We start from the raw sequence: 14,489 nt of genomic DNA on the forward strand, positions 1-14,489 counted from the left end.
ATCCCGGGGCCTTTTTCATGTCGCTGGAAAAGCACTGTGCAAACGGTCGTGTATTTCCCGCCAAAGGGGCTAATATTCGATTCGCTCCGCCTTTTTTCAGGAACTGCCCATGCGTCTTTCCGAGTTCATCGTGGCCAATATCGACCCTATCGTCGATGAGTGGGAACAGTTCGCCGCGACCATCACGCCGGCCGCCGACTATCTGGATTCCACTGCGCTGCGCGATCACGCCAGCGAGATTCTGCGGGCCGCCGCCCGCGACATGAACAAGCCGCAAAGCCCCGCCGAACAGGCTGCCAAAGCCAAGGGCGAAGGCCCGGAAAAGACCCCGAGCCTGGACGAGGCCGGCGCCAGCCATGGCGAACTGCGCCACACCGTCGGTTTTGACCTGGTGCAGATGACCAGTGAATTCCGCCATTTGCGTGCCTGCGTGATCCGCCTGTGGGTCAACAGCCTTGAATCGCCGGACATGACCTATTTTCAGGACATGATCCGTTTCAACGAAGCCATCGACGAGGCACTGGCCGAATCCACCGCGGCCTACGCCGAGCAGGTCAATCGCTCGCGGGACATTTTCCTCGCCATCCTCGGCCATGACCTGCGTGCGCCGCTGCAGGCGGTGAGCATGTCCACCGAACTGCTGCTGCGCAAATCCAGCCTTGAAGGCGATGCCCTGGCCTGCGCCCAGCACATCAAGCGTGGCGCGCGGCACATGGCGACGATGGTCAGCGATCTGCTGGAACTGGTGCGCAGTCGTCTGGGCCGTAGCCTGCCGATCGAGCCGGCACCGATGGATCTGGCCGTTGCGGCGCGAGCGGCGATCGCCGAAGCTTGCGCCGGTCAACCGCAATCCGATCCCAGGCTCACCGTGCACGGTGACACCAGCGGCGTGTGGGACGCCGGACGGATCGACCAGTTACTGCAAAACCTGATCGGCAATGCCTTGCAGCACGGTGCCAACCAGCGCGACGTGACCCTCGATCTGCGTGGCGAGGGCGACCACGTGTGCCTGTCGGTGCACAACTACGGCACACCGATTTCCGAAGAGGCGATCGGTACGATTTTCGACCCGCTGGTGCGCAGCGCCGACGAAGAACTCGGGCAGCCGTCGACCAGCCTCGGGTTGGGTCTGTTTATCGTCAAGGAAGTGGTGACCGCCCATGGCGGGACGATCGATGTCAGCTCGAGTGAGGCTGACGGGACATTGTTCAGTGTGGTTTTGCCGAGAAAGGTTTAAGCAGGCTTACCGCGTAATCGTTCTTCGCGAGCAAGCCCGCTCCCACATTTGACTGCTTTTCAACTGGAAAACCGCGGTCGAATGTGGGAGCGGGCTTGCTCGCGAAGGGGCCGGCAAAAACACTCAAAAACCAACGGTAAAACTATTCGACCACCAAGCGCCCCAATCGCTGACGCAGCATCCGGTTCTCCGCCCGCAACTCGTGCACTTCCTCCAGCAGATTCAGTGCCAGGGCGACGCCCTCCCACTCCAGCTCCAGCTCGCGCCGCAACTTCGCGGCGCGCTTGGCCAGGCTCAGCTCGTAGTCGGTGAACCGCCATTCCCGGGGCTGCGCGCCCTGAGGTTCGAGGATGCCGTGTTCGACGATTTCGATCACGTAGACGTCCGACAGATCGGCCGCCTCACAGAATTCTGCCATGTCCAGTTGAACGATCAGGGGGCTGCTCATGATGGGCTACTCCGTCGTCGGATTCAGAAGTTCTCGCGTGGGTTGAACGCGGCTTTTTTCGCCAGTTCCTGCCACAGCGCCTTGACCTCGTCGTCGGAGGTTTTCGGCATCACGGCCTTGAGCTGCACGAACAGATAACCACGCTCACCGGCCTTGTTTTTCAAGCCATGACCCTTGGCGCGCATGCGCTGGCCATTCTGGCTGCCGGCCGGAACCTTGAGGTTGATCTTGCCGGTCAGGGTCGGCACGGCCACTTCAGCGCCCAACGCCAGCTCCCACGGTGCCAATGGCAGGGTGATGATCAGGTTTTCGCCTTCGACATCGAATTTCGGATGCGGCGCAAAGCGAATGGTCAGGTACAGGTCGCCATTGGCCCCGCCACCGATGCCCGGTGCGCCCTGCCCTTTGAGGCGGATGCGCTCGCCGTCGGTGACGCCCGCCGGGATCTTCACGTTCAGGCTCTTGCTGGTGTTGCTGACGTGCTGACCGTTGGCGTTGTATTGCGGGACCTGGAAGCTGACCTTCTTCGACTCGTCCGACAGGGTCTCCTCAAGGAAGACCGGCAGTTCCATTTCCACGTCTTGCCCTCGGCGCCCTGCACTGCGTTGTTGCCGACCGTCGCCACCGAAACCGGCGCCGCGATTGCCGAAGATCGAACTGAAGAAGTCCGAAAAGTCGCCGGTGTCGCCACCGCCGCCGCCAAAACCGCCACGGCTCTGCCAGCCCGGCGGGCCCTGGAACGGCTGACCGTGCTGGCCATAACGGCGCAGCTCGTCATATTCGGCGCGCTTGTCGGCGCTTTTCAGCGCTTCATAGGCTTCCGAGGCGTCCTTGAACTTGGCCTCGGCATCTTTTTCCTTGCTGACATCGGGGTGGTATTTGCGCGCCAGCTTGCGATAGGCAGCCTTGATCGCCTTGTCGTCCGCTGTCGGCTCCACGCCGAGTATCTTGTAATAGTCTTTGAAGTCCATCGAAGGAATCACCATCCGTTATCGATTTCGCGCCGAGGCCAGCATGCGCTCATTCGCGCGTGCCGGGTTGACCGATCTCAACTTTGTGACCGGGTGGCGCAGCAGAAGTTTATCGGCAGTGGACGACGGTTCTTGCGACCGCCGGTATGTCTGTCGGCCCATGCCAGCAAGTTTGGGGCGAAGCTGCGACTTTCAAGAAGCTTAGTCGTGAAATAGCAGATGACCGGCCTTCGAATCTGCCGCGCACTGACATACACTGCGCGGCCGTTTTTTGACCGGAACCCGAAAGACATGAACAACGCCTCTCCAGCCCGTGCCTGCGGTATCGACTTCGGCACCTCCAACTCCACCGTCGGCTGGCTGCGCCCCGGCATGGAAACGATGATCGCGCTGGAAGACGACAAGATCACCCTGCCGTCGGTGGTGTTCTTCAATATCGAAGAGCGCCGTCCGGTTTACGGGCGCCTGGCCCTGCACGAGTACCTGGAAGGCTACGAAGGCAGGCTGATGCGCTCGCTCAAGAGCCTGCTGGGTTCCAAGCTGATCAAGCACGACACCAGCGTCCTCGGCACGGCGATGCCGTTCAAGGATCTGTTGGGGCTGTTCATCGGCCAGCTCAAGAGCCGTGCCGAAACGGCCGCCGGTCGGGAGTTCGAGCAGGTGGTGCTGGGGCGTCCGGTATTTTTCGTCGATGACGACCCGCTGGCCGACCAGGAAGCCGAAGACACCCTGGTCGAAGTGGCGCGCAAGCTCGGTTTCAAGGACGTGTCGTTCCAGTACGAACCGATCGCTGCGGCATTCGACTACGAGTCGACCATCGAAAAAGAAGAGCTGGTGCTGATCGTCGACATCGGCGGTGGTACCTCGGACTTCTCGCTGGTGCGCCTGTCGCCCGAGCGTCGCGGCATGGACAACCGCCACGATGACATCCTCGCCACCGGCGGCGTGCACATCGGCGGTACCGATTTCGACAAACAGCTGAGCCTGCAAGGCCTGATGCCGCTGTTCGGCTACGGCAGCCGGATGAAGAGCGGCGCCTACATGCCGACCAGTCACCACATGAACCTGGCGACCTGGCACACCATCAACTCGGTGTACTCGCAGAAATCCACCCTGGCGCTGGGCAGCATGCGCTACGACATTGAAGACACCGGCGGCATCGACCGGTTGTTCAAGCTGATCGAACAGCGCGCCGGGCACTGGCTGGCGATGGAAGTCGAAGAAACCAAGATCCAGTTGACCCACGCCGACAGCCGCCACGTACCGCTGGACCGTATTGAGCCGGGCCTGAGCGTGGAACTGAGCCGCGCCCTGTTCGAATCCTCCATCGACGCCTTGCTTGAGCGCGTGCGCGGCAGCGTTACGCAGCTGTTGAACGATGCCAACGTGTCGGTGGCTCAGGTCGATACGGTGTTCTTCACCGGCGGTTCAAGCGGCATTCCGGCGCTGCGCAACAGCGTTTCGGCGATGCTGCCGAATGCGCGACATGTTGAAGGGAATATCTTTGGCAGCATTGGCAGCGGTCTGGCGATTGAGGCGATGAAGCGCTACGGTTCGATGGCCTGATCCAGAATCAGCGGCGCGCCATTCGCGAGCAAGCCCGCTCCCACAGGATCACACTGAACCTGTGGGAGCGGGCTTGCTCGCGAAAGGGCACTTTCAAACGCTATAAGGCTTGAATCAAACCATCCCGCCCAGCTTCAACTCACTCTTCAGGTACGCGTAATAAATCGGCCCCGCCACCACCCCCGGCAGGCCGAACGCGGCTTCGAACACCAGCATCGCCAGCAGCAACTCCCACGACTTGGCACTGATCTGCCCGCCGACGATGCGCGCGTTGAGGAAGTATTCGAGCTTGTGGATAAAGATCAGATAGCCCAGCGCCGCCACCGCCACCCAGATCGACAGCGACAGGCCGACGATGGTGATCAGCGTGTTCGACATCAGGTTGCCGATCACCGGCAGCAGGCCGAGCAGAAAGGTCAGGACGATCAGGGTCTTGGTCAGCGGCAGCTTGATACCGAACAGTGGCAAGACCACCACCAGGAAAATCGCGGTGAAGAACGTGTTCAGCAGGGAAATCTTGATCTGCGCGAAGACGATGTTGCGAAAGGCTTGAACCACCAGGTGCAGACGGTCGAACAGGGCCGCGGCCAGCGGTTTGCGCTTGGTCAGATCCGGTACTCGCTGCAGGGCAATGATCGCGCCGAGGACCATGCCGATCAGCAGGGTGACGAACATATGCGCCGCGTCCTTGCCTACCAGTTGCAGCTCTGACAGGTGCTTGCTCGCCCATTCGCCGATGGCCACGCGAAATTCCGCTGCGCTGGCCGGCAGGTAGGCATCGAGAAACGGCGGCAGTTGCCCGCGCGCGCGATCGACCACGCCCATGAATTTGTCGAGCGAGGCGCCCGGATTTTCCGCTTCGTGCAGCAGGAAACTGATGGCGCCAGCAAAGATCAGCGCCAGCACACTGACCACCAGGGTGCCCAGCAGCGCCACCGCCAGCCAGCGCGCACGCCGACCTTCGATCAGCCGTTGCAGTTGCGGGGTGAGCATGTTGACCAGCTCGAACACCAGCAAACCGGCCAGCAGGCTGGGCAACAAGCGCAGCGGCAACGCCAGCAACAAACCGCCGCAAATGATGATGCAGCTGACCCAAAACACAACATGACGCTCAGAAAACGTTGGCATACAGCCTCAAAACGAACGGCGTAAAAGGATTGGCAGTCTGCCAGCGATCCGGGGAGAGCACTAGGGATATGCAGGGGCTATTGTCGTGCTCAATGGCCCCTTCGCGAGCAGGCTCGCTCCCACATTGGAATGCGCACTCCTGTGGGAGCGAGCTTGCTCGCGAAGAGGCCAGCCCGCTCACCACAAGACTCAAGTGCTTACTTTTTCTTCAGGCAATCACTCATGAAGGTCTTGCGCGCATCGCCGGTCAGCGCCTTGGTTTTCGCGTCGGCGTTGCAGGTTTTCATTTTCTCCTGCTGCGGGGTCAGCACTTTGCCGTCATTGGCGGCCGGTGCAGCCTTGAGGCAAGTGCTCATGAAAGTCTTGCGCTCGTCGCCCTTGAGGCTTTTGGCGGTAGCGTCAGCATTGCAGGTGGTCATTTTGTTCTGTTGCGCCGTGGCGGCGAAACCCTGGGAACACAGGAGCAGACCGATCATCAACAAAGGGACACGCAACATCTTCATGGAGTTTTCTCCTTGTCGCCGCATCGATGGATGCGGCCTCCGCTGAAGTGTAGCCAAATCTTGTTACACCTTCCTGCCTTCCACGTGGCTACGCCGATACTGTTCCGGCGTACACCCGGCCTGCCGGGCAAACATGGCAATGAACGCCGAGCCGCTGCTGTAGCCGAGATCGAAAGCGATTTCCTGCACGCTCTTCTTGCTTTCCAGCGCCTCGATCGCCGCGAGATAACGCAGGCGCTGACGCCATTCGCCGAAACTCAGTCCCAGTTCGCGCACGAACTGCCGGGCCAACGTACGCTCGCTGACGTGCACTTGCGCCGCCCAGTGGGCCAGCGGGAGGTTATTGCCCGGATCGGCCTGCAAGGCGTCGAGGATCGCCAGCAACCCGGGATTGCTTGCGTACGGCAGATAACATTCATGCACCGGCGCCTGTTGCAATTGATCGACCAACACTTGGGCCAGACGCTGGTCGGCATCCAGTTCGGGGATTTTCACGTCGCGGGCGGCGAAGTCCTTGAGAATCGCCTTGAGAATGTCGCTGATTGCCAGCGTGCAGGCGCGCGGCGGCAGATCGGCGCAAACCTTCGGATCGAGGCACACCGCGCGGTAGTTGACCGGTTGATGGCTGTAGAAACTGTGCTCGACCTGCGGCGGCACCCACACCGCGTAGTGCGGCGGCGACATGAAGCGGTTGCCGTCGACGTCCATGTGCAGCACACCGTGGGCCGCGTACTCCAGCGTGCCCCACGGATGACGGTGCGGCGCCGCGTATTCATGGGCGTTGAAGTCGGCATAGCGAAAGTACACCGCCGACGGCAGTTCGCTGAAATCCAGCAGATCGATGTGTTTGCTGTTCATGCTGTCCGGTTGCAGTGGCAGGTTGTCCGGTTCGCAGTATAGGGCTGCATCCAGACAGGCGATAATCACCGTTCATCAACGTTCTGGTTTTAACCCATGCAATACGCGTTTCCCCTGCTGGCGATTTTCATCTGGGCCGGCAATACCGTGATCAACAAACTGGCGGTCGGGGCGATCTTCCCCGCCGAGATCGGTTTCTACCGCTGGCTGCTCGCCGGTCTGCTGTTCACCCCGTTCATGCTCAAAGCGGTGATCGCGCACTGGCCGCAGATCCGCCCGAACTTGGGCAAGATCTTCATCCTCGGCGTGCTCGGGATGGCGGTCTATCAAAGCCTCGCCTACTTCGCCGCGACGCTGACCACGGCGACCAACATGGGCATCATCCTGTCGCTGATGCCGCTGATGTCGCTGGCTATGGCAATCATCAGCCTCGGCCAGCGCCTGACCGCTGGGGCATTGTTCGGCGCGGTGCTGTCGTTCGCCGGGGTGCTGGTGGTGGTGTCGTCAGGCAGCCTCGGCGCGCTGCTGCAACATGGAGTGAACCTGGGTGACGCGATGATGCTGATCGCCACCCTGGCCTACGCGATCTACAGCACCCTGCTGAAAAAATGGCAGCTGCGTTTGCCGCCGCTGGTGTTGCTGTACCTGCAGGTGCTGGTGGCGATTGTGGTGCTGTTTCCGCTGTACGCCGCCTCACCGAAAACCGGTTTCACCGCGCAGAACATTCCGCTGGTGCTGTACGCGTGCCTGCTGGCGTCAATGCTTGCGCCGCTGGCGTGGATGCAGGCGGTGCAGCGTCTGGGGCCGAGTCGCACGACCTTGTTCTTTAACTTGCTGCCGTTGATTACCGCGCTGATTGCGGCGGTGGTGTTGAAGGAAGAGCTGGCGATGTATCACCTGGTGGGTGGGGTGTTGACGTTGGGTGGGGTGATTCTGTCGGAGCGCTGGACCACCGTTCTAGGCCGAAAACTCAGCGTTGCCTGATCTGGCCCTGTGGTGAGGGGATTTATCCCCGAAGGGGCGCGAAGCGACCCCGCTATTTATCTCAAAACAAGGGCTGCTGCGCAGCCCATCGGGGATAAATCCCCTCGCCACAAAAGCGAGTCACAATCCGGCAGCCTTTAGCCGCGCCGCATGCTCGACAAACAACCGCACCGGATCCGCCCCTTTGCCCACCAGCCCCAGCGACTGATTGACGATGTCGAAGTGATCCAGCGGATAGTCGTCGCCAATCACCGTGCCGAGGTGCGAGCTGTAACGCCCGACCATCCCGTCACACTGCCCCGGCTCACGCACGAAGGTTTTCGCGAACAAGCGGCAGCTGCGGTTGGTGCCGTCGAACAGGTTGCCACCGCGATCGGTTTTGCCCGGTTGCAACGTCCCCGACCACGAGTAATAACGCACGCCATTGACCTCTTCCGGCCCGTGACCGCCCCAGGTCTCGGGCAGGCCCTGTGGATAACGCTGATTGAACAGCGCCACGCCTTCGCTGGTCAGCGATTGATGCGAAGCGTGGATGTCCACCGGCAGTTTCGGCCCGTGGTAACCGGTTTCCAGCAACGCCATCAGCCAGCCGACAAAACGCAACAGCACCTCCAGCACGCGGCCCTTGGCGCTGTTCGCCGGGTAGTGTTTCTGCAGATAGTCGGCCAGTTCAGAACCGTGATTGGGCCCGGCCACGGAGGTTACCGAGGCGACCAGATCCGGCCGTTTCGCGGCGGCATAACGCGCGGTCAACGAGCCCTGGCTGTGGCCGAACAGATTGACCCTGGCGGCGCCGGTCTCGCGCAGAATTTCGTCGATGCGCGCCAGCAACTGCTCGCCGCGCACCTCGGTGGAATTGAGCGGCGACACCTGCACCGCAATCACCGTCGCCCCGCCACGGCGCAACGCCTTGATGATGCCGTACCAGTACGGATACAGCAGCAGCCGGATAAACCCGAGCATGCCCGGCACCAGCACCAGTGGATAACGTGTCGCCGAACCTTGTGACATGGGCAAACATCCTTGTGGTCGCTGAGTGGATGCCAGACGTGCAAAACGCCCGCCAAGCCTCCTCCCTGATGATGACAACTGCACCATCAGCCTACTTCAGGCCCACCACCCCCGCCACAATCAGCCCCACTGACAGCAGTTTGACCAGGGTCAGACTCTCGCCGAGCAGGGCAAAACCGAGAAACACCGTGCCCAGCGAGCCGATCGCCGTCCAGATCGGATAGGCGATGCTCACCGGCAACTCGCGCAGCGCCAACGTCAGGAAGTAAATCCCGCCAATCGCCGCCACCACCGTGATCAGCGACGGCCACAAGCGGGTGAAGCCTTCGGCGTACTTCATGCCCATGGCGAAAGTCACCTCGAAGCCGGCGGCGATCAGCAGGCACAGCCAGGCCACTTAGAACGTCCGCGCGAGGTCGAGCAAACGCTGCTCGGCCTCGGCCACTGATACCGCGAAGGTGCGCTCGGCCGACTCTTCGCCCTCGGCTGCGACCACGCTGACGTCGTTGATGCCGACGAAACCCAGCGCCGTGCGCAGCCATGGATCGGCGTGGTTGAGGGCTTCCAGCTCACCACCGGGGCCGAAGCCGAAACCGCCACGGCTGGTGACAATCAGCGCTTTCTTGCCTTGCAGCAACGGCGTGTATTGAGCGATGCCGTTGTCCAGGGTGTAGTCGAACGTCAGGCCCAGACGCACGATCTGATCGACCCACGCCTTGAGGCCGCTGGGCACGCTGAAGTTGTACATCGGCGTGGAAATCAGCAGCAGGTCATGCTCGAACAACTCGCCGACCAGTTGATCGCTGAGCGCCAGATCGGCCTGCATCGACAGCGGCCGTGCTTCGGGTTCAGGGTAAAAAGCAGCCGCCACAAACGCTTCGTTGACCGCTGGAATCGGCGCCCGTCCGACTTCACGGCGGGTGACCTGCGCCTGCGGATGACGTAATTGCCAGGCGCTGAGAAAACTTTCTGCCAAACGCCGTGAGTGCGAACGATCACCGCGAGGGCTGGCATGGATCGCAAGAATCTTGCTCATCTGAATCTCCTTGGGACTAGACTTGAATGGCTGTGTAGCGCCAGATTGGCGCCGACCCGCCGCTGTCTCAAATGAGCAAAAATCAGTCGGGATGAATTTGTTTCATCCATGGAGTATTCAATGTTCGCCTCGTTGCCGCTGACCGCCCTGCGCGCCTTCGAATCCGCTTCGCGGCTGTTGAGCTTCAAGGCCGCTGCTGAAGAGCTGTCAGTCACACCGACGGCGATTTCCCATCAGATCCGAGCGCTGGAAGACTGGCTCGGCGTGGCGCTGTTCGAGCGTTTGCCGCGTCAGGTGCGCCTGACCGAAGGGGGCGAGCGGCTGTTTCGCAGCCTGCACGGGGCGCTGCTGGAAGTCGCGCAAAGCGTCGACACCCTGCGTCCGCAACGCAGCGGCAGCAACCTGACACTGTCGACCACCGCCGCGTTTGCCGCGCTGTGGCTGGTGCCGCGCCTCGGAAGGTTTTATGCGCAACACCCGAACATCAACGTGCGCCTCGATACCCACTGCGAAGTCATCGACCTGCATCAGGACGCCAGCGTCGATCTGGTGTTGCGCTACAGCCTCGACGACTACCCCAACCTTTACGGCTTGTGCCTGTTCGATGAGACCTTCGGCGTGTATGGCTCGCCGGAGCAGGTAGCTCTGGCCGCCCGACGCACACCGGCGCTGATCAGCGTGCGTTGGCACAACTCGAAGCTGTATGCCCATGGCTGGGAAGCGTGGTGCGCTCGCTCCGGCGAGCGCTGGCTGAACCAGCATCCGGCGATCCGCGAATACGACGAAGAGCACTACGCCTTGCAAGCAGCGATTGCCGGGCAAGGTCTGGTGCTGGCGAGCAATATTCTGGTGTCGCAGAGCGTCGCCAGTGGGTTGCTGGTGCCGTACAAGGGGCAGGTGCAAGTCGATGGTGCCGGATACAGCGCGCTGTGTGTGCCGGGACGGGAGCGGCATCCGCCGGTGCGGGCATTTTTTGCCTGGTTGCGCGAAGAAGCGCAGTTGTCCGGGCTGGTACCAAGGTCGCCGGAAATCTCATAAAACTTTTTGCGTCGCTCAGGACTCACAACTTGGGTAACCGATCACGCCTGTAGAGCGTGGCGCCATTGGATTAGCCTCCTGGAGATCAACATGAGCGACGACCTGCACTTGTCAGATGTCAAAACCCTGCGCGAACGTGCGCGACAACACGTCGAGAACGGCGCGGTAACCGAGAGCTACAGCGCCGACCGTGACGAGGTACTGCGCCTGCTCAATGAGTCGCTGGCCACCGAACTGGTCTGCGTGCTGCGTTACAAGCGTCACTACTTCATGGCCAACGGCGTGAAAGCCCACGTGGCCGCAGAAGAATTCCTCGAACACGCGACCCAGGAAGCGCAACACGCCGACCGTCTGGCCGAGCGCATCGTGCAACTGGGCGGCGAGCCGGAGTTCAATCCGGACCTGCTGTCGAAAATGTCCCACGCTCAATATGTGGCGGGGAACACCTTGAAGGAAATGGTCTACGAAGACCTTGTGGCCGAACGGATCGCCATCGACAGCTACCGCGAGATCATCCAGTACATCGGCGAGAAAGACCCGACCACCCGGCGCATCTTCGAAGACATCCTCGCGCAGGAAGAAGAGCATGCGGATGACATGGCCGACATTCTGAAAGACCTCTGAACCTTCGATACCGCTATCGCGAGCAGGCTCACTCCTACAAGTTTTGCGCTGTACTTGTAGGAGTGAGCCTGCTCGCGATGACGCTTTTACAGACGCTGAAGATTTACTTGGTTGGCTTGACGGTCACTGGCGCCTTGCCCGCCTTCATCTGCTCAAGCAGAGGCGCACACTGATTCGGCTCCCCGCCACTCGGCGCCACCAGCGCCAACAGCCCCGCCGCCGGTGCAGCAATCACGCCCAGCGCCACCATCCCCGCCCCGCGCAGCATCAACGGCACGGCCTTCACCCCGGCGTCCGGCTTGATGAACTTGCCGCGCACGTACAGCGGTGAACGCAGCGAAATCAGACGCCAGCCCTTGGACTCCGGTGTCACCGTCAGGTCCAATTGCTCGGTGGCCATGTTCGCGGTGCCGTCGATGTAGATGATCGCGTTCTCGGTATCGAACACAAACAGCCGTGTGGTCGCCAGGCCAGTCTTGATGTCGAAGTCCGCCGCCGCGCAGTTGATCTTCACTTCCTTGTCGCCAAAGATCTTGCCGACCACGTAGTTGCCGACGTTGAGCCCTGCCAGTTCCATCAGCTCACGGCTGATCGCCCCGTCGTTGATCAGCATCTTCAACTGGCCATTGGCGCCGCCAAGCAGCTTGGCCACCGAGTTGCCGCGACCGCTGATATCAGCATCACCGTTGAGCTCACCGAAGCTGGTTTTCATCGGTTCGAAGGTCGGGAACAACTGCTTGAGCTTGAAGCCGCGCGCAGTCAGTTTGGCCCGGCCTTCCAGCGGTTCGGTGCGACCGTTGAGGCGGATCTGCGCGTCCAGATTGCCGCCGGCCACGCCGAAGCGCAGCGGTTCGAGGCTGAGTTCGCCGTCGTTGAGTTTCAGGTGGGTATAGAGGTCGGTGAACGGCAGCTTTTCACTGTGGACGATGCGCTTGCCGGTGAACTCGACGTCGGCATCCATCGCGCGCCAGCGGTCGGTCTTGAATTCTTCCACCGGCAGCACTTTGTCGGTCGGCTGCTTGCTCTCGCCGCCGCGGGCCTTTTGCTTGTCATTGGAGTCGGCGCCGATCAGCGGCGCGAGGTCGGCGAACAGCAATTGATTGGACAGCAACGCGCCGCTGAGCTTGGGCCGTGGCTGGCTGGCGACGTAGGTCAGATCGCCGTGAATGTCACTGCCGCCGATCTTGCCGTTGAACTGTTCATAAGTGAATTTCGCACCAGCGGCGTCATGCAACTTGGCAATCAGATGACCGTCGGTGGAATACGGCGGCGTGTCCGGCAGGGTCACGCCGGTCAGTGGATAGAGGTTGCCGAGGCTGGCGCCGGCCAGTTTCAGACGCAGATCGAGGGCGCCGAGGTTGAGCGGGTCGGTCAAGGTGCCAGCGAGTTCGATGCTAGTGGCGCCGATCTTCGCCTGAGCCTGCAGCGGGAATGGCTTGTTCGCGTCCTGCAACGCCAGTAATCCGCCGATCTTGCCCTGGCCGGTAAGATTCTGACCGTGGTACTGGCCTTTGACCTTCAGCGCGAATGCATAGTCCTGCGGCGCGGCGCCCTTGTCCTGCGCGGTCTTCGCGGCTTTGGCGCCGACGATATCGCTGAACGGAATCGGTTTGCCCAGCGGATCGATCAACACGTCGAGATTAGTCTTGAGTGTCTGGTCATCCAGGGTGACGTGGCCCTTGTCGAAACCAATGGCTCCGATGTCCACCACCCAGTTCGACGGTTCGGCATTCGGGTCTTTCGGGTCGAACTTGAAGGTCCAGTTGGCGCGGCCATCGGCCAGGCGTTGCAGTTGCGCGTTGGGTTCGGTCAGGTCGATGCGCGGGATCGTCACCCGTTGCGCCAGCAGTGCCAGCGGCGAGATGCGCAGTTCCACGCGTTTGAGCGTAACCATCTGCGGCTGCTTCGACCAGTCCGGGTTGCCCAGCGTCAGGTCTTCAGCCACCACATGCGGCCACGGCACCCAGGCCCGCCAGCCGCCCTCGTCCGGCTCACGCTGCCAGATCACCGCGAGGTTGCCATTGATGGCGAACGGACGATGCAATTCTTCCGAGACTTTGGCGTTGAGCGGCGGTTTGATCCGGTTCCAGTCGAAGAACACGATGATCAGAACCAGTACCGCCAGCAGCAGTACGAGGATGGCGAAGGTCCAACTGAAGATTTTTCCGGTGCGCGTCATGCACAAAACTCCTGATGACGACCGCACGCCGACTTCGCGACGCACAGCTGAAACGGCGGGCCAAAGCGGCCCTCATGAATTCTACGACTGGCAAACAGTGCGCAGGTTTAATCGGAATATAGATTCCGCGGCAAAAAATCGCCCGAATGCTGACCGATTGGTCGAACAGCGTTACCGCTGCCCGCACATTTGCGAGGCGCGAGTGAGTCGAAAATACCCACTGCGGTGCAAAACCACCGCCCGCAAATGCCCGAGCTAGAGCGCTCCCGCAGAACAATCAATTCTGTTGATTATTACCATTGCGTTTATGAACTTTTATATCGACTTATCGAGAGTAGCATTGGCTTCGTACCCACTTTATCGCCCTCCCAAGGAGCAACCCATCATGAAACGCCAATTACTGCTCAGCCTTACCCTGTCGATGCTAGCCAGCACCGCTTTTGCCCTGCCCGCTGCCGATCAGGCTACCCCACAAGTGAAATCCAGCCACTCGGTGTTCAGCCAGACTGTGGCGGCAGACGGCAGCGACCGTACTCCACAAGGTCAGACTCTGGCTGAAAACGGTCGTCATCGTCTGGAAGAAAAAGGTCTGGTTGAAGATGGCTACGACAAGACCCCACAAGGTCAAGCTGTAGCAGAAGGCGGCCGTGATCGCCTGGAACAGAAAGGTCTGGTTGAAGACGGCTATGACAAAACTCCACAAGGTCAGACCCTGGCTTCCGATGGCAGCGACCGCACTCCACAAGGCCAGACCCTGGCTGAAGACGGTTTCGATAAAACCCCACTGGGCCAAGCCGTTGCCGAAGGCGGTGGTGACCGTGTGATCGAACGCAACAGCGCTTTGAGCTAAGCCCATGGCGGCCTGGAAAAAAAGCCCAATCACCGGATTGGGCTTTTGACTTTTTC

General features: G+C 61.0%; 15 protein-coding genes. 6 read left to right on the plus strand and 9 right to left on the minus strand.

Going from position 1 to position 14,489, the window contains the following annotated elements; all coding sequences use genetic code 11:
* Positions 1–109: 109 nt before the first annotated feature.
* Positions 110–1,237, plus strand: coding sequence for a sensor histidine kinase (locus tag KCG87_RS04225; RefSeq protein WP_027613555.1), 1,128 nt, complete (start codon positions 110–112; stop codon positions 1,235–1,237).
* 142 nt (positions 1,238–1,379) lie between these two features.
* On the opposite strand, the gene KCG87_RS04230 is transcribed toward KCG87_RS04225, so the two are convergent.
* Complete coding sequence (locus KCG87_RS04230; RefSeq protein WP_003221201.1) at positions 1,380–1,685, minus strand: chaperone modulator CbpM; 306 nt, start codon at positions 1,683–1,685, stop codon at positions 1,380–1,382.
* 23 nt (positions 1,686–1,708) lie between these two features.
* On the minus strand, positions 1,709–2,656 hold the full coding sequence (locus KCG87_RS04235; protein WP_027613553.1) for a DnaJ C-terminal domain-containing protein: 948 nt from the start codon (positions 2,654–2,656) through the stop codon (positions 1,709–1,711).
* A 291-nt stretch (positions 2,657–2,947) separates the two neighbouring features.
* Between KCG87_RS04235 and KCG87_RS04240 the strand changes: the two genes are divergently transcribed.
* Positions 2,948–4,222, plus strand: a complete 1,275-nt coding sequence (locus KCG87_RS04240; protein WP_098966982.1) for an Hsp70 family protein — start codon at positions 2,948–2,950, stop codon at positions 4,220–4,222.
* 114 nt (positions 4,223–4,336) lie between these two features.
* Here the strand turns inward: KCG87_RS04240 and KCG87_RS04245 are convergent, their stop codons facing one another.
* The 3 genes from KCG87_RS04245 to KCG87_RS04255 all read right to left on the minus strand — a co-directional run bounded on the left by KCG87_RS04245 (position 4,337) and on the right by KCG87_RS04255 (position 6,711).
* Positions 4,337–5,350, minus strand: a complete 1,014-nt coding sequence (locus KCG87_RS04245; protein ID WP_027613551.1) for an AI-2E family transporter — start codon at positions 5,348–5,350, stop codon at positions 4,337–4,339.
* Between the two features lie 197 nt (positions 5,351–5,547).
* Complete coding sequence (locus tag KCG87_RS04250) at positions 5,548–5,853, minus strand: PsiF family protein (RefSeq protein ID WP_007966973.1); 306 nt, start codon at positions 5,851–5,853, stop codon at positions 5,548–5,550.
* Between the two features lie 63 nt (positions 5,854–5,916).
* A complete protein-coding gene (locus KCG87_RS04255; RefSeq protein WP_210556947.1) occupies positions 5,917–6,711 on the minus strand; it encodes a helix-turn-helix transcriptional regulator in 795 nt (264 codons plus the stop codon).
* 96 nt (positions 6,712–6,807) lie between these two features.
* On the opposite strand from KCG87_RS04255, the gene KCG87_RS04260 reads away from it, so the two are divergent.
* A complete protein-coding gene (locus KCG87_RS04260) occupies positions 6,808–7,695 on the plus strand; it encodes a DMT family transporter (protein ID WP_027613549.1) in 888 nt (295 codons plus the stop codon).
* Between the two features lie 120 nt (positions 7,696–7,815).
* On the opposite strand, the gene KCG87_RS04265 is transcribed toward KCG87_RS04260, so the two are convergent.
* From KCG87_RS04265 to KCG87_RS04275, 3 genes are all read right to left on the minus strand, one after another.
* A complete protein-coding gene (locus KCG87_RS04265; protein WP_210556690.1) occupies positions 7,816–8,706 on the minus strand; it encodes a triacylglycerol lipase in 891 nt (296 codons plus the stop codon).
* Between the two features lie 91 nt (positions 8,707–8,797).
* Positions 8,798–9,103 carry a multidrug efflux SMR transporter gene (locus KCG87_RS04270; RefSeq protein ID WP_097089887.1) on the minus strand — a complete coding sequence of 102 codons (306 nt, stop codon included), beginning with the start codon at positions 9,101–9,103 and terminating at the stop codon, positions 8,798–8,800.
* The gene (locus KCG87_RS04275) at positions 9,104–9,742 is read right to left on the minus strand and encodes an NAD(P)H-dependent oxidoreductase (RefSeq protein ID WP_210556691.1); all 639 of its coding nucleotides are present in this window, start codon (positions 9,740–9,742) and stop codon (positions 9,104–9,106) included.
* 108 nt (positions 9,743–9,850) lie between these two features.
* Between KCG87_RS04275 and KCG87_RS04280 the strand changes: the two genes are divergently transcribed.
* Both KCG87_RS04280 and KCG87_RS04285 read left to right on the plus strand, forming a co-directional pair.
* On the plus strand, positions 9,851–10,780 hold the full coding sequence (locus KCG87_RS04280; protein ID WP_210556692.1) for a LysR substrate-binding domain-containing protein: 930 nt from the start codon (positions 9,851–9,853) through the stop codon (positions 10,778–10,780).
* Positions 10,781–10,870: 90 nt separating this feature from the next.
* The gene (locus KCG87_RS04285; protein ID WP_027613544.1) at positions 10,871–11,404 is read left to right on the plus strand and encodes a ferritin-like domain-containing protein; all 534 of its coding nucleotides are present in this window, start codon (positions 10,871–10,873) and stop codon (positions 11,402–11,404) included.
* Positions 11,405–11,507: 103 nt separating this feature from the next.
* On the opposite strand, the gene KCG87_RS04290 is transcribed toward KCG87_RS04285, so the two are convergent.
* Positions 11,508–13,583 carry an AsmA family protein gene (locus KCG87_RS04290; protein ID WP_098966971.1) on the minus strand — a complete coding sequence of 692 codons (2,076 nt, stop codon included), beginning with the start codon at positions 13,581–13,583 and terminating at the stop codon, positions 11,508–11,510.
* Between the two features lie 385 nt (positions 13,584–13,968).
* Between KCG87_RS04290 and KCG87_RS04295 the strand changes: the two genes are divergently transcribed.
* Complete coding sequence (locus tag KCG87_RS04295) at positions 13,969–14,433, plus strand: hypothetical protein (protein ID WP_098966970.1); 465 nt, start codon at positions 13,969–13,971, stop codon at positions 14,431–14,433.
* Positions 14,434–14,489 lie beyond the last annotated feature (56 nt).

Source organism: Pseudomonas sp. MWU347 (assembly GCF_017947305.1).
GTDB classification, from domain to species: Bacteria; Pseudomonadota; Gammaproteobacteria; order Pseudomonadales; family Pseudomonadaceae; genus Aquipseudomonas; species Aquipseudomonas putida_A.

Bases quoted from the DNA above. Each gene is read 5' to 3' on its own strand.
- KCG87_RS04225 (WP_027613555.1), top strand. From the start codon at position 110: ATGCGTCTTTCCGAGTTCATCGTGGCCAATATCGACCCTATCGTCGAT.
- KCG87_RS04230 (WP_003221201.1), bottom strand. From the start codon at position 1,685: ATGAGCAGCCCCCTGATCGTTCAACTGGACATGGCAGAATTCTGTGAG.
- KCG87_RS04235 (WP_027613553.1), bottom strand. From the start codon at position 2,656: ATGGACTTCAAAGACTATTACAAGATACTCGGCGTGGAGCCGACAGCG.
- KCG87_RS04240 (WP_098966982.1), top strand. From the start codon at position 2,948: ATGAACAACGCCTCTCCAGCCCGTGCCTGCGGTATCGACTTCGGCACC.
- KCG87_RS04245 (WP_027613551.1), bottom strand. From the start codon at position 5,350: ATGCCAACGTTTTCTGAGCGTCATGTTGTGTTTTGGGTCAGCTGCATC.
- KCG87_RS04250 (WP_007966973.1), bottom strand. From the start codon at position 5,853: ATGAAGATGTTGCGTGTCCCTTTGTTGATGATCGGTCTGCTCCTGTGT.
- KCG87_RS04255 (WP_210556947.1), bottom strand. From the start codon at position 6,711: ATGAACAGCAAACACATCGATCTGCTGGATTTCAGCGAACTGCCGTCG.
- KCG87_RS04260 (WP_027613549.1), top strand. From the start codon at position 6,808: ATGCAATACGCGTTTCCCCTGCTGGCGATTTTCATCTGGGCCGGCAAT.
- KCG87_RS04265 (WP_210556690.1), bottom strand. From the start codon at position 8,706: ATGTCACAAGGTTCGGCGACACGTTATCCACTGGTGCTGGTGCCGGGC.
- KCG87_RS04275 (WP_210556691.1), bottom strand. From the start codon at position 9,742: ATGAGCAAGATTCTTGCGATCCATGCCAGCCCTCGCGGTGATCGTTCG.
- KCG87_RS04280 (WP_210556692.1), top strand. From the start codon at position 9,851: ATGGAGTATTCAATGTTCGCCTCGTTGCCGCTGACCGCCCTGCGCGCC.
- KCG87_RS04285 (WP_027613544.1), top strand. From the start codon at position 10,871: ATGAGCGACGACCTGCACTTGTCAGATGTCAAAACCCTGCGCGAACGT.
- KCG87_RS04290 (WP_098966971.1), bottom strand. From the start codon at position 13,583: ATGACGCGCACCGGAAAAATCTTCAGTTGGACCTTCGCCATCCTCGTA.
- KCG87_RS04295 (WP_098966970.1), top strand. From the start codon at position 13,969: ATGAAACGCCAATTACTGCTCAGCCTTACCCTGTCGATGCTAGCCAGC.